Origin of the sequence: Cytobacillus oceanisediminis 2691, from assembly GCF_007678455.1 — a bacterium.
GTDB classification, from domain to species: domain Bacteria; phylum Bacillota; class Bacilli; order Bacillales; family Cytobacillaceae; genus Mesobacillus; species Mesobacillus oceanisediminis_A.
On record NZ_VEEP01000003.1, the window covers coordinates 151,336 to 166,789 of the forward strand.

General features: G+C 39.9%; 11 protein-coding genes. 1 reads left to right on the forward strand and 10 read right to left on the reverse strand.

Features of this window, described 5'->3' with window-relative positions; all coding sequences use genetic code 11:
- Positions 1-290: 290 nt before the first annotated feature.
- From FS736_RS07175 to FS736_RS07190, 4 genes are all read right to left on the reverse strand, one after another.
- Positions 291-2,483 (reverse strand): PQQ-dependent dehydrogenase, methanol/ethanol family, encoded by a 2,193-nt coding sequence (locus FS736_RS07175; RefSeq protein WP_260983554.1) that lies wholly within the window; start codon positions 2,481-2,483, stop codon positions 291-293.
- 738 nt (positions 2,484-3,221) lie between these two features.
- A complete protein-coding gene (locus FS736_RS07180) occupies positions 3,222-4,433 on the reverse strand; it encodes a CaiB/BaiF CoA transferase family protein (protein ID WP_144475701.1) in 1,212 nt (403 codons plus the stop codon).
- A gap of 231 nt (positions 4,434-4,664) precedes the next feature.
- Complete coding sequence (locus tag FS736_RS07185; RefSeq protein ID WP_144475702.1) at positions 4,665-6,110, reverse strand: APC family permease; 1,446 nt, start codon at positions 6,108-6,110, stop codon at positions 4,665-4,667.
- A 118-nt stretch (positions 6,111-6,228) separates the two neighbouring features.
- A complete protein-coding gene (locus tag FS736_RS07190) occupies positions 6,229-7,617 on the reverse strand; it encodes an aminotransferase family protein (RefSeq protein ID WP_260983555.1) in 1,389 nt (462 codons plus the stop codon).
- 251 nt (positions 7,618-7,868) lie between these two features.
- On the opposite strand from FS736_RS07190, the gene FS736_RS07195 reads away from it, so the two are divergent.
- Positions 7,869-9,272, forward strand: coding sequence for a sigma-54 interaction domain-containing protein (locus tag FS736_RS07195; protein WP_144475703.1), 1,404 nt, complete (start codon positions 7,869-7,871; stop codon positions 9,270-9,272).
- 36 nt (positions 9,273-9,308) lie between these two features.
- Here the strand turns inward: FS736_RS07195 and FS736_RS07200 are convergent, their stop codons facing one another.
- From FS736_RS07200 to FS736_RS07225, 6 genes are all read right to left on the reverse strand, one after another.
- Positions 9,309-10,523: a CaiB/BaiF CoA transferase family protein gene (locus FS736_RS07200; RefSeq protein WP_144475704.1), complete on the reverse strand. Its 1,215-nt coding sequence runs from the start codon at positions 10,521-10,523 to the stop codon at positions 9,309-9,311.
- 63 nt (positions 10,524-10,586) lie between these two features.
- Positions 10,587-11,756 carry an acyl-CoA dehydrogenase family protein gene (locus tag FS736_RS07205; RefSeq protein ID WP_144475705.1) on the reverse strand — a complete coding sequence of 390 codons (1,170 nt, stop codon included), beginning with the start codon at positions 11,754-11,756 and terminating at the stop codon, positions 10,587-10,589.
- 45 nt (positions 11,757-11,801) lie between these two features.
- The gene (locus FS736_RS07210; protein WP_144475706.1) at positions 11,802-12,602 is read right to left on the reverse strand and encodes an enoyl-CoA hydratase-related protein; all 801 of its coding nucleotides are present in this window, start codon (positions 12,600-12,602) and stop codon (positions 11,802-11,804) included.
- 40 nt (positions 12,603-12,642) lie between these two features.
- On the reverse strand, positions 12,643-13,563 hold the full coding sequence (locus FS736_RS07215) for a hydroxymethylglutaryl-CoA lyase (RefSeq protein ID WP_144475707.1): 921 nt from the start codon (positions 13,561-13,563) through the stop codon (positions 12,643-12,645).
- A gap of 227 nt (positions 13,564-13,790) precedes the next feature.
- The gene (locus FS736_RS07220; RefSeq protein WP_144475708.1) at positions 13,791-14,678 is read right to left on the reverse strand and encodes an NAD(P)-dependent oxidoreductase; all 888 of its coding nucleotides are present in this window, start codon (positions 14,676-14,678) and stop codon (positions 13,791-13,793) included.
- A 407-nt stretch (positions 14,679-15,085) separates the two neighbouring features.
- Positions 15,086-15,442, reverse strand: coding sequence for a Rieske (2Fe-2S) protein (locus tag FS736_RS07225; RefSeq protein WP_144475709.1), 357 nt, complete (start codon positions 15,440-15,442; stop codon positions 15,086-15,088).
- Between the last annotated feature and the right edge of the window lie 12 nt (positions 15,443-15,454).

Here is a 15,454-nt window from a genome sequence, read left to right on the forward strand (position 1 = left end):
AAGAAGTCCATAACTTTTCTACTGTTTGATTGACTTACTATTCATTCAAGCTTTATGTTGTATAATCCTGTTAAATTTGAAAAATGCAACTCGCTTTGACACATTTTAAAATGTCTTGAATTAAAAAATTTCAAGAGTTAATGCAAGGATATTAACTTTGCGTATGCACTGCTTCTCTTCCTCCATTTCCCTTCAAGCTTAAAGCTTTTTGAATCACGGGCATGGTCAGGAGTCTAATTTAACCCAAGTAAATAAATAGGCCAGCGAATACTCGCTGGCCAGTTCTGTTCCTATTTAGATTTTTTAGCAATGACTTCATTCAAGTATTTGGTAACAGCATTTATTTCTTCTTCTGTCAGGACACCCTCAAAGGATGGCATAATGGACCCGCCTTTTTTCACTCGTTCCTTAACCTGCTCAGGATTTCCCGTTACGTTACTCTTCTGAAGATCCGGGCCGTTGTGTCCACCGGTTCCTTCCCTGCCGTGACAAGCCAGACAGTTTCCTTCATATACTTTCTTGCCTTCCTCTGCATTTACTGCTGCCTTTTTGCCGTTGTCATCTTTTTTACTGTCTTCTTTTTTCTTGCTATTATCTTCTGGAACTGTCCCAGATTTAATGTCCCCTTCAAGAGAGAAAGTCCAGACGGAATCGCCATGCTTTGACCCTGCAAGGGAATTTCCTGCGGCAAAAACAGTGATGTACTCTTTGCCATCGACTTCATACGCAACTGGTGGTGCGTTTACACCTGCATCCGTTTTAAATTCCCAAACTTGATCACCGGTTTTAGCATCGAAAGCGATGAGTCTTCCATCATTATGGCCCACAAATACTAAACCGCCTTTTGTCGTCAGAATTCCGCTATATGCTGATGTATCCCAGTTCTGCTGCCACGCAATTTTGTTTGTCTTTACATCAATAGCTGTTACGGTTCCTCTTAACGGTGCGTCCTGTACCGGCTGGATGATGCTGCCAAGATACATACCGCCTTCTTCATATTCTTCTTCACTTCTTGTAAAAGTGGAATATTGGTCTGTTCCCAGTACATAGAAATACTCTGTATCTGGATTATAGGCAGATGGCGGCCAGTTTGCTCCACCGAAAGTAGAAGGCTTGACGAGTATAGGTTCCTCCCAATAAGGAGTGAAGATCCGTCCAAATAGATTGCCTTTATAGTCCTTTATATCTTTCTTTACATCCTCTTCTGTCACTTCCTGTTTTACAAAAGCGTCTCCCTTAGGATACGGTTGTGTCGGTGAAGTTTTCTGCCGCTCTTCCTGAGGTACGGGTTTTTCCTCAATTCCAATTAGAGGCTCTCCGTTTGTTCGGTCAAGCAGATAAACCCATCCAGTTTTACCTGCCTGTCCAAGTGCCTTCCTCTTTTTACCGTCAATCTCTACGTCAAAAAGGATAACTGGATTTGGTGAATCTAAATCCCAAATATCATGATGGACCTCCTGGAAATGCCATTTATAATCACCCGTTTCCGCATCGATCGCTACGATGGAGGCTGAGAATAAGTTATCTCCTTCTCTTACACTTCCGTCAAGGTCCGGTGCTGCGTTTCCTGTTGAAAAATAAAGCATTCCTGATTCCGGATCAACAGCAGGTGTCTGCCAAACTGGTGCACCACCATGTTTCCAGGAATCATTGTCGCTTGGCCAGGTTTCATGGCCTTTTTCGCCTGGTCCAGGAATTGTATAGAAACGCCAGGCTTCCTTTCCTGTCTTCGCATCAAACGCTGTCACCCTGCCGCGTATACCATACTCTCCGCCAGCAAGGCCGGTGTAGATTTTTCCATTATAGTATAAAGGCGCACTTGTGATCGTGTAACCTTTTTCCCAATCAGCAACCGCTGTTTCCCAGACTACCTCGCCGGTTTTCTGATCCAATGCGACAAGCCGAGCGTCAAGAAGGGCTACGTAAACCAGTCCATCTCCTACTGCGACACCCCTGCTTGTCCAGCCGCAGCATACTGTGTCTAAATCTTCTATATCTGGTTTATAAGTCCATAATATATCCCCGTTTTTAACATCAATTGCAGAAACTTCATCTGCTCCGGTAATGACATACATGATACCGTTAAATACGACTGGTGTCGCCTCACCGGAATATTTGAACTCCTTGCCTGAGCCTAGGTGAGTAACCCACTTTCCTTTTAAGTTCTTAATGTTCGATGTATTAATTTCTTCAAGTGTGGAGAAACGCTGATTAGAGAGATTCCCACCATTTGTGACCCAATTCTCTTTCGGTGCTGCTGCAAGCTCCTTGCTATCGAAAGCTGGCGCTGCGATGTTCTTAACATCCGATTTTTCTTGTTTCTCAACTGACTCCTCTGCTGGCGGATTTTTCTTTTCATGATCACTCTTCGATGCTTGATCCGCATCATTCAATGTGGTCAGATAAATAAAAAAGATGACCACCACCGCGAAGAGTACTGAAAAAAAAGTGATGATTTTTGCCTTGCTTGGCTGGTCGTTCAAAACTACCCCTTCTTTCTAAAAAGTATCTTTATAATCAAAAAGACCTATTTACCCCAATTCCCTTATACTTTTTCATTTAAACAATCAGTAGGTAAAAAGGTTTAAGTGAATCGTCTGCAGAATATCCTTTATTTTTCTGCTAAACATATAAAAACATACAAATAGCGGCAGTATTATAACTGCCGCTAGCATTAAAACCTCATTTCTAAAACATACGATGATTACTCAAAAAAAATTTCCTCACACCATCAAAATGCGGCATAAGACCCAAATAATCGCAATTAAAAGCTTCTCTTAAGAAAACAAGGAAAGTATCCTACACTCGCTTTATGAATGCCTTTCCGTTAGGTCTCCCTGGATCTATACCATAAATCTTTCCTGAGTTGATATATAGAAAAGAGCTTCCAGCATTAACTAGAAATTCAGGTGCATCAGCTATTCGTATGAGTAAAAAAATCGCACAAAACCATTGTTGGGTCTATGGCATAATAAATGGTGGTTGTACATCTACATATGCGGCAAACTCAGAACATACCTTTGACGAAAGATGAACAATAGTAACCAACTTCCTTATGTTTTCATAACTGATTCAATCAAATCATCACTTTTTTTATCATTCTATGACCGTTAATGTTTTTCCTCGACAAGCACAAAAGCTACACATATTGACTACGTTGTGCATTTATTCGGAATACCAGAGTACTTTTGATTTAAATGCTCTTTCAAATAATATACCGATTAGATTATATTACGCTCACGAAGATCATTTATCTTTACTCGATCAAAGTTAAGCAGGCCGCTATAAATCTCTTCATTGTGTTTACCCATGGTTTCAGCGCCTACTGCCTTTACCTTTCCTGGTGTCCTGCTTAACTTAGGGACAATCCCGGGCATCGGGAATTCACCCAGCTGGGGGTGATCCATTTTAATAATCATTTCACGTTCTTGATAATGTGGATCCTCAATGATTTCCTTTGCGGAATAAATAAGTGCTGAAGGGACACCTTTCTCATCCAATCTTTTTAATGCCTCTTTTGCAGTTAGGCTTTTCGTCCACTCCTCAATCAGCAAATCGAGAACTTTCATATTTTCCCCTCGCGCATGGTGTGTCACAAATCTCGGATCTAAAGCAAGGTCTGGCTGTTCCATAGCTTCACATAACCTTTGGAAAACACCGTCCGCATTTGCACCGATAACAATATAAGTTTTATCTCCAGTAAAATAAATGTTGGAAGGTGCAATTCCAGGAAGGATATTTCCCATTCGTTCTCTTATGTAACCAGCTAACATGTAATCTGGAATTAAACTTTCCATGACAGAAAATACGGATTCATATAAAGCTGTATCTACTATCTGCCCTTTTCCTGATCTGTCTCTTTCATGGAGTGCAACGAGACAGCCAATTGTCGCAAATAAAGCAGTCAAGGTGTCACCAATGGAAACTCCAACTCTTGAGGGCGGCCTATCATCAAACCCAGTAACGTAGCGCAGTCCTCCTATAGCTTCTCCGACACTGCCAAAACCTGCCCGGTTCTTATACGGACCAGTTTGTCCAAAACCAGAGGTGCGAACCATGATTAATTTAGGATTTATTTCTGATAAAATTTCATATGATAGATTCCATTTCTCCATAGTACCAGGTCTGAAGTTTTCAATTATAATATCCGTCTTTTTAACTAATTTCTTTAAAATTTCCTGGCCTTCTTCGACTCTAAGATTAAGTGTGATGGATTTCTTGTTCCTTGATTGAATGGGCCACCAAAGACCGATCCCATCTTTAGACTTTCCCCAGTTCCTCATTGGGTCGGATTTCCCTGGCGGTTCAACCTTTATGACTTCCGCTCCAAAATCCCCAAGAAGCCTTCCTGAAAAAGGACCAGCTAAAAGTGTTCCCAGCTCGATTACCCGTATATCTGAAAGTGGTAAAGATTTATTTTGATCTTCTGTCAATTTTTTTCCTCCAAACTAAAAATATTAATAATTCAGACATCTTAACTAAATCTTAATGTTTTGGTTGCAATAAATCAATTTGTATTGGAGGATCCTTAACAACGACAGTTACTAAAATAGTTTTATAAAAATCTGGCGGGCTATATAAAAGTCATTAATATCCTGCTTAGAACCCAATGTAAAGGGAGCCGGCATGACGGCTCCCTCTGTTATACAATCAAAGAATTCAATTTAGCTGCTTTTTTCTTCTAAGTCGCTTTGATTATCATATTTAATTACTCGGGCAATTTCATCATTCATATGTTTATCCGATGATTCTATTCCGTATTTGGACATTGAGATTTTATAAAAAACGAACCCTAGCACAATCCAGGAAAATACAATTGCCCACTCATATGGCCAGACAAGTGCCGATGGCATTCCTGGCATGTAAAGAAGACTTATTCCAAGAGACATAAAAACTGCAATCCATCCTATGGAAGTCCCGCCTCGAAGACGAAACGGCCTGTGCATATCCGGAGCTTTTTTTCGCAAAATAACGAAAGATAGTGCAACCATAAACCATGCAACTACCAAACCCAGGCCCCCCGCATCCACTAGCCAAACTAATGCAGGCCGGCCAAGCAATGGAGCTAAAGTTGATAATACAGCGATTAACAAAACGGCTTTGTAAGGAGTATTATACTTTGGATGCAAATCTCCTAATGATTTTGGAAGCATTCCTGCTCTTGCAAGTGCATAAATGGCACGGCTGCCGCCAACGTAAAATCCGATCCAGCTTGTTAAGATTCCTCCAATGCCGCCGAGAACAAGTACATTCCCCATCATTTTGTTTCCCCCGAAGGCTTTAGCCATGGCATCTGCTGTTACAAGATTTGATTCAGCAATTTCTGCTGGATTCAATACCCTGGAAACCCCAAAGATGACTGCAATGTACCAAACGATCGCCATAACGACAGAGACAATTAATAATTTGCCAATCTGTTTTTGTGGAAGATTAATTTCCTCTGCAGCCTGCGGGATCACATCAAACCCAACAAACATAAATGGAGTCATTATGATAACCGTTAAAATTCCTGCCATCCCTTTTTCCACAAGTGGCTGCATATTCTGGCCATTTCCTGCAATTGAACTTCCGGTAATTAATAAAACCCCAGCAATTAGAATTAGTAATGTAAGTATAAACATGGCAGCAGTAGAAAATTTAATTCCTCTGTAGTTAATCCAGGCAATAACCAGAGAGCCCAGAATCCCAACGCCAGCCCAGGTGGCTGTAACATCCCATTCCGCTATTGTATATAAATAGCCCTGGCTATAGTTAGGGATCAGATATTCGAATACAGTTGGAAGAGCTACAGCTTCAAATGCTACTACAGACACATAACCTAAAATAATCGCCCAGGTTGTAATAAAACTCGCAACCCTTCCCATAGCCTTAAAGCTATAGACATGCTCTCCTCCAGCTAAAGGCAGAGCTGATGCCAGTTCTGCATATGTCAAACCTACAAAGGTAACAAGCAGGCCTCCGATGAGAAAAGCTAGAATTGCACCCAATGACCCAGCCTCTGTTATCCAGAGACCAGCCGTTACAACCCAGCCCCAGCCAATCATTGCTCCAAAAGCTAATGCAAGAACGTCCCGGTTTCCAAGTGTCTTAATAAACCTTTTTTCACTCATTCATTTACCTCCTGTCAAGTAGAACTTTTTTATGGCAACACCTTCATTAATATTTTTAATATTCGGATAATTTATATTATTCGACTGCCCATTCCTTAAGAATGAACAGTTTGTTAATTTAAACACTTTGAAATTTAACACTTTTTTCTAAAGCTTGTATTGAATTTGACAGAATGTCAATTAAATTTTCAATTTCCACCCGGGTTATAACTAATGGAGGAGATAAGGCAATTATGTTTGTTCCGCCAAAAGTGACGGCCCTTACAATTAATTTTCGGGTGAGACATTCTTCAACCAATTTCTGAGCTGCCATTTTTTCCGGGGCAAATGGAATATTCTCTTCTCTATCTTCGAAAAGTTCAAATGCACCCAACAAACCTTTCGCCCGTGGTTTTGTAAAAATGGAATGCTTTTCTTCCAGGTATTTAAACCCTTTTTGAAGCACTGATTCCAAATTCCTAGCATTTTCAGTCAGCTTTTCCTTTTGAAGAATCTCAATATTTTTTAATGCAACTGCACATGCAGTTGGGTGGCCACTGTAGGTAAAACCATGGAAGAATACATCATTTGACACCTCGGATAGACTGTCTCTTAAACGTTCGGAAATAGCTACGGCCCCTAATGGAATATATCCGCTTGTAATCCCCTTGGCTATACACATCAGGTCAGGTACGACATTCCAATTATCCACTCCAAACATTTTGCCTGTTCGTCCGAAACCACAGATCACTTCATCCGCTATCATTAAGATTCCATATTGATCGCAAAGCTCACGGACTGCTTCCAGATAATCTTCTGGCGGAATAATTACACCCCCGGCACCTTGAATGGGTTCAACAATAACTGCAGCAATGGATTCAGGTCCCTCATTTTCAATGATTCCGCGTATGCTTCTCGAAAAATCAGAATCGCTCTTATCTCCATATTCACAATTGGTTTTGTGAGCAGCTGCATGAAGGAAATCTGGAGCCAATGAATTCGTCATATTATGGAATTGTTTAATGCCAGTAGCACTTGTTGCTCCCATAGTTATCCCGTGATAAGCACGTTCCAGACCGATAATTTTCTTTTTCTCAGGCTTTCCTTTCATTTTCCAATAATGTCTTACCAGCTTAAAAGCTGTATCATTAGATTCGGAGCCGCCAGATGTATAAAAGAAAACATTCAAGTCTCCTGGAGTGATAGTTGCAAGCTTCTCTGATAACTGAATAACCGTCTCATGTGAAAGATTATTGAAAGAGGAACTATATGCTAGCTTCCCCATCTGCTTGCTGGCTACCTCCCCCAACTCCTTTCTGCCATGTCCAATATTAACATTCCAGAGGGATGATAGTGCATCAATGTATTGGTCTCCATTCACATCTGTCAAATAAATCCCCTTGCCTTCTGTAAATATTCGCTTGGGACCGTTCTCCTGATGTTCTTTGAGTGAAGTGGTTGGATGCAGATAATGCCTCCTATCTAACTCCCGCAGCTTATTAATAGTTTCTTCATTATATTTACTCAATTCTGTTCCCTCCTTAAATACTTGTCAAAGATGTTAATAAGTAAAATGCAATTTTTATGCCAAGATTTTAATTTAGTAAACTACTGATTAATTAAGTCATTCAATGAATTAATAATTTTCTTCTGCATTAAAAATAATGCGGTTTGGCATTATTTTATTTATAATTCTAAATTTTATGAATTGTTCAACTTACTCTCTTATGCTATTATTTCATTACAAAAACTTTTATTTTAGTGGGTGCAGGTGGATAAATGGAAACAAACGAGCTTACTCATTACAAGGTATTGAATCAGGAACTGGAAACGATTATAAATACTTGTTTTGATGAGATTTTTGTAACTGATGGACACGGAACCGTTCTCAGGGTGAATCCTGCTGGAGAAGCCTTCTACGGAATGAAAGCAAATGAAATAGTAGGAAAAAATACTGAAGAATTAGCGAGGAAGGGATTATTTTCTCCCTCCCTGTTTCCGATTGTAAAAGAACGGAAAGAACGAGTTTCAATGATCCAGAGGACAAGAGCTGGCCATATTATTCACTGTATTGGCAACCCATCACTTGATCACGAAGGCAATATAGAGTTTATCATTTTCACTTCCAGAGATTTCACCGAAATTAAGCAGCTTCGAGATAAAATCCAGCGAACGGAACATCTCTTGGAAAGCTATCAGGAGGAGCTTGAAGAGCTGCGGAGAAATAAAGGGGAAGAAGAATTTATCTCGTATTCGCCAAACATGCGTAAAATTGTAAAAATGGTAGATAAGATTGCTAAGGTCGATTCTTCTGTACTAGTAACAGGAAAATCAGGTGTAGGAAAAGGAGTTATCGTTTCCCTTATACATAAAAAAAGCATCAGAAATAGACATCCATTTATTCAAGTGAATTGTGGGGCAATACCAGAATCCCTAATAGAATCCGAGCTATTTGGTTATGAACCAGGGGCATTTACAGGTGCCAAAAGAGAAGGAAAAAAGGGATTATTTGAAGAAGCACATGGCGGGACACTATTTTTGGATGAGATCGGAGAAATGCCCTTCAATCTTCAAGTTAAGCTACTTAAAGTTCTTCAAGAGAATGTAATTCAGCGAATAGGCAGTGCGAAATCCATTCCATTTGACGCGAGAATCATAGCAGCGACTAATAAAGACCTAGAAAGTATGGTGGAGGAAGGCACCTTCAGAGAAGATTTATATTATCGTCTGAATGTTATACCGATTCATATTCCCCCGTTAAACACGAGACAAGAAGATATTTCCTATCTAATGGATTATTTTCTGGACAAGTTCAATAAAAAATATAGCTCTTCTACATATCTGTCGTTACAAGCGGAAAATCAATTAATAAACTACAGTTGGCCGGGAAATGTAAGGGAATTGGAAAACTTGATGGAGCGGCTAGTAGTGACAGCTGATAAAAATGAAATCCACTTAACAGATTTGCCCCAAAAAATCACTAATTTCGGAAATGACTGTCATGAATACCGAGTACAGATAAAAGATATTTACCCTTTAAAGCAAGCCCAGGAAGAACTGGAAGAACAGTTAATAATAAAAGCATATAAAAAGTACCAAAGTTCCTATAAAGTTGGAGAGGCACTTGGAATTAATCAATCTACTGCCTTTAGAAAGATCCAAAAGTATATTAAAAATCCGTAAATGAAAAATCTCCTGGATTCAGGAGATTTTTTTGAATTAACGATTTTCTGCTTTCTGCCAACCGTTTTGAACGGTACCCTTGGCTAAAAGCTCTTCAATTTTTGAGTTGTCATATCCGAGTTTAGATAAAATATTTTTCGTATTCTCTCCTAGTTTTGGAGGGGCTTGTTTTATCTCTGCAGGTGATACACTTAATTCAAAAGGAAGCCGTGGGAGCTTAAAGTTTTCAATTTCTGAATGAGACACACTTTTCCACATATTAATGGCTTCTGCTTGCTCATCCTGTACCACTTCTGAGATTTTCTTTACTTTTGAACTTGGAACTCCTGCCTCAGCCAATAACGATACCCATTCATCTGCCGTTTTTGCTTGTAGAATATTTTCGATCGCAACTCTTAAATTTTCCCGGTGTTCTACTCTTTTCGGGTTAGTCTCAAAGCGGACGTCTGTTAACCATTCTTCTTTTCCAAGAACCTGGCATAAGCGTTTAAATAAGGAATTATTTGATATACCAATCATTACCGGGGCATCACTGGCAAAAAATGCACCATAAGGGGCAAAAGCAGTATGACCAGCACCGTTCTTCTTTGGTTCCTGTCCTGTTGCAAGCCAGGAGAGCATATGATAGCCGACCCAAAAAACGCCAGTTTCATAGAGAGAAGTGGTGACTAGTTGCCCCTCTCCCGTTTTTTCTTTATGGTAAAGTGCAGAAATGATTCCTATCGCACCCCACATGGCGCTGCCCTGATCAAGAACGGATATCGGCACCCTGGCAATTTCTGAGCCCTCAGCTCCATTTATCCCTATAATTCCTGCATCAGCTTGAGCAATTGCATCATAGCCGGACCTTTCACGCAATGGTCCCTCCTGCCCATAGGCCGATAAGGAACAATAGACAATGGCAGGATTAATTTGTTTTAACTTTTCATAACCCAGACCCATTTTTTCCGCCTTTTTATAACGGAAGTTCTCCACAAACACATCTGCTTGTTTTACCAAATCATATATAATTTTGCGTCCTTCTTCTTGCTTTAAATCAATAACGATTGAATTTTTATTACGGTTAATATGAAGGAAATATACTCCTTCCCCTTTCCAGAATGGACCCATTCCTCTTGAATCGTCCCCAATATCTGGCCTTTCAACCTTAATAATATTTGCGCCTAAATCTGCAAGAATCATAGTCAGGCTTGGTCCAGAAATATTTGTTGTTATATCCACCACAGTAATTCCGCTTAATGGTCCTGCCATCTTTGGTTGCCTCCTCCTTATTTAAAAGAGGACCAATATTACATGGTCCTCTGTGTTTTATTTTTAGAATGAACGCGGTAAACCGAGAACATGCTGGCCGACGTAGCTTACAACCAGGTTGTTGGTTATAGGCGCTACTATAAACAACCGGGCTTCCCTAAATTTGCGTTCAATATTATATTCTTTCGCAAAGCCATATCCTCCATAAGTATCCATGGCTGCGTTCGCTGCACGCCAGGTGGCTTCAGATGCAAGATATTTAGCCATATTCGCTTCTGCTCCGCAATTTTCACCAGTGTCAAACATTTCTGCTGCTTTGTCCCTCATTAATTTTGCTGCTTGAATATCCATATAGGCTTTAGCAATAGGAAATTGAACCCCTTGATTTTGTCCAATAGGCCTGTTAAAAACTTCTCGTTCATTGGCATATTGAACAGACTTATCAATAAAATACATACCATCGCCAATTGATTCAGAGGAAATCAAGATACGCTCAGCATTCATACCACCCAATACATATCTAAATCCTTTGCCTTCTTTACCAATCAAGTTCTCTGCCGGGATTTCTGCTCCTTCAAAGAAAACTTCTGTTGTTGCATGATTAATCATTGTATCGATTGGACGAATATCAATCTTGTCTGCCTGTTCTTTCATATCAAGAATAAATAAACTTAAACCATCTGTTTTCTTTTGCACTTGATCTTTTGGAGTCGTTCTTGCAAGAAGCATCATCAGATCGGAATGTTCTGCTCGTGATGTCCAGATTTTCTGGCCATGGACTATATACTTATCGCCTTTACGCTCCGCAAATGTCTGGATGCTCGTTGTGTCGCTTCCAGCTGTTGGTTCAGTAATGCCAAAGGCCTGCAATCGAAGCTCACCGCTTGCAATCTTTGGCAAGAACCTTTGCTTTTGCTCTTCATTACCATGACGGAGCAATGCGCCCATCGTATACATTTGGGCATGGCAGGCTCCGGCATTTCCACCAGACCGGTTAATCTCTTCTAAAATAATACCGGCTTCAACCATTCCTAGTCCCGCTCCGCCATACTCTTCCGGGATTAAAACCGAAAGCCAGCCCTCTTCTGTTAAAGCCTTAACAAACGCAGTTGGGTAGGCATCTCTTTCATCAGTGTCTCTCCAATATTCTTCAGGAAAGCGCTCACATAGTGCTCGGACGCTTTTTCTTATCATTTCATGTTCTGTATTTTCCATAGTTTTTGTATTAGCCATTCCCACTACCTCCATAATTAAAATAATAATAGGCGAGTTCTAATTTTACTTCCCTTTCCATTCAGGAGAGCGCTTTTCATTGAACGCATAAATGCCTTCCAGCCTGTCTTCAGAATTGGCACAATTATAGTAGGCTTCCAGTTCAAGGACAAGCCCCGTTGCCAGGTCTGTCTCCGTTCCTTTATTTACAGCTCTCTTTAAAGATTTTAAGGATAGCGGTGCATTTGCTGCGATGGTTGCAGCCAGTTTCACAGTTTCTTCTAAAAGGGTTTCTGATGGGAGCACATGGTTGATCAATGCGAATTGTTTGCCTTCTTCAGCCGTAATCCGTTTCCCTGTGAAAAGCATTTCTTTTGCCAGCCCTATAGGCAAAATGCGGGATAGAAGCTGTGTACCTCCAATCCCAGGAATCAATCCCAATTTCGCTTCAGGAAGCCCTAATGCTGCATGTGGAGCTGCCGTTCTAATATCACAGCTTAAGGCAATTTCCAAGCCTCCTCCCAAAGCATAGCCATTTACAGCTCCTATTACCGGATAAGGGAATTCACGAATTTTTTCGGTTACTTGTTCGAAATAATCATGCTGCTTTTTCCAATCCTTTTGCGACATTCCATTTCGCTCTTTTAAATCCGCTCCCACGCAAAAACTCTTCGTTCCTATGCCGGTTAAAATGAGAACCCTTACATTTTCATCATATTTTAATTCTTCAAGTGCCTCGATTAATTCCAAAGCCATTTTAGTGTTCAACGCGTTCATCGATTCCAGGCGATTCAAGGTTAAAATTGTAATGCCCTTATGCTGTTCTGCCTTTTCAACTTTTATAGTTTCATAGGTTTTCAATAACATTAAGCTCATCCCTTCATTTTCATTATAAATAGTGGAAAAGTTAACTTGGTACCGGGTATAATCTCGAACTTTTTCCTGCTTTTGCTACCTGTCCCGGCAAATCATGCCCAAGTATTTCTTTCAATTTATTTGATGCATCAATCAGCTTATCAAGGCCGATCGATGTTTTTACTCCCATTTCCTCTAGCATGTGAACGACATCTTCCGTACAAACATTACCCGTTGCTCCCGGAGCGAATGGACAGCCGCCAATTCCGCCTAACGATGAATCATATATCTTTATTCCTGCTTCCAATCCAGCAATGATGTTTGAAAGTCCCATACCTCTTGTATTGTGAAAATGACAGCCAAATTCAAAATTTCGCCACTCATCCACCACTGCTTTTGTTAAATTGTAAACTTGCTTTGGATTGGCCATACCGGTTGTATCTGCGAGTGTAATTCTTTTGATGTTATGTAATAGGAGAGAATCAAGGATATTCATGATGCCCTTTTCAGAAACAATGCCCTCAAAGGGACAACCAAACGAAGTACCAACGGTAACATTTAAAGTAATATTATGATCCGAGGCATATTGCGATAAAATCTTAAAATTATTAAGTGATTGTTCAGTTGTCTGGCGAACATTCTGTAGATTGTGAGTATCACTTGCAGAAATAACATAATTTACAGATTTCACCCCATTAACTTCAGCAATCTCAAGACCCTTTAAATTGGGGATAAGTGCAACTAGTTCCATATCATCATATTCCTTAATATGTGAATAAAACTCAGCAGTGTTTGCCATCTGTGGCACAAGCCTTGGATGAACGAAGGAACCAAATTCTACTTCAGTTACATTTGCTTCCCTTAATAAAGAGAAGATCTCCCTTTTCTCAGCAACTGTTAAAACCTTTCCCTCTAATTGAAGGCCATCTCTAAGACCCACTTCATAAATTGTTACATTTTCAACCAGATTCATAGCGTTTATTCCCCCAGTGATTTCTTGGAATATTCCCTAGCTTTATAAATAGGATACTGTATACAATCTCCAATTTCAACAATTATTATGAATTTTCTCATATTTTACAACATTTCAAATTTTTGATTTAGAGTTAATATATTACACATATGCTTGTATTTTTAAATAGGATGTGTAAATAAAGAAAACACATATAGGATCATATGTGTCTTTGAAGAGTTGGTTTGTTAAACCTTTATTTCTACTCCGGCCATTTCTTCAATATATAAAGAAATAGCCGTATGATCCAAACATCCTCCCCCTTTCTCTTTTGCATCTTGCCATAATTGATTGACAGTATTTGAGATGACTGCTGCGAATCCTGCATTTTCAGCAATTCCAGCTGCAATGGATAAATCCTTGCACATTAAATCAATTGTAAATCCTACTTCGAATTTCCTCGTTAGCACTTGCTGAGGAAATTTGATTTCACTTGAGTGGCTTCTCCCGCTGCTTGTATTGATGACATCCAACATTATTTCAGGATTGAGGCCTAATTTCGTCCCAATGGCCAAGACTTCAGCTGTAGCAGCCAGAGTTGTTGCACAAAGCATATTGTTTAGGGCTTTTATGGTATGTCCTGACCCTAAATCTCCAACATGGGTTATAATTGCTCCTATATCTGATAATAAAGGATAACAATCTAAAAAAACCGCCTTGTCTCCCCCAGCCATGATAGCCAGAGTTCCCTCTTCAGCTTTCTTTACTCCGCCGCTTACTGGAGCATCCATCATTTGAATCCCATACTTTAAGAGCTCTGTACCGATTTCTTTGGTAACTGCCGGGACGGAACTAGTCATATCGATCAGCGTGCTTCCTTCCGAGAAGCCGGACAATAGCCCATTTTGCCCAAGAGCCACGCTTCTTACGATTTCTGCACTGGGCAGAACCGTAATAACAAAATTATTGTGTTTTGCCAGGTCTGCAGGTGATCCACATGTATAAGCACCGAGTTTTGCAAATGACTCTAATAATGCGGGATCTAGATCATAGACAGATAGCTTGTATCCCTTGTTTAGTAAATTACGGCCAATTCGGCTGCCCAAATTACCTAAGCCGATCAATCCAACCTTCATTTCACTGCCACTCTCCTTTTTAAATCGGAATTACAATGGTGAGAACCTAAGCAGCTGGCAAAGCATGGAATGTATTAAGATTATTGCTGTTACTGATCTCTCCACGGATTTCTTCTGAATAGCAAGAGTTCGCCTTTTAACTTTCGATTATTTTTTTCGTTTCTTCTTTTAATCTAATTAGTAATTTGCTATATTCTTCGTGGAATGTTCTATCATGGTAGGATATGAAAGAGAGATATTCCTTATGGATAGTAGCTTGTTATTAATTCTCATTTACAGGTCTTCTAACATTATTATCTGAAAAAACTAAAAATTCTTTTTGCAGTTCCTCCGACAAAAATTTGAATCTTCAAATTCCTCAGAAACTCGCTGTGATATAGTTAAATTTTTCAAATCTCATTGTTTAACTATCCCATTTCAACATAAATCATGCCATCTTTAACTTCAGCCGGAAAGGTTTTCACTTTTCTGCTGCTAATTCCAAAAAGCGCTTCGCCAGTTTTTATATTAAATTCCCATCCATGCCACGGACATCGCAGTACTTTTCCTTCGAGTCCGAATTCAAACTCAGAAGGTTTACTTGGGAGCATCGTTCCACACACCGCCCCTTTACAGATCGGTGCCAGCTTATGCGGGCAGACATTTCTTACCGCGTATACTTCCCCATCTTCATAAAATACACCTATAGAGGTTCCGTTGATTTCAGTTATCAAAGCTTTCCCTTTTGGAATTTGGTGCAGCCCACCAATACAATACACCATCATGTTCCGCCTCCC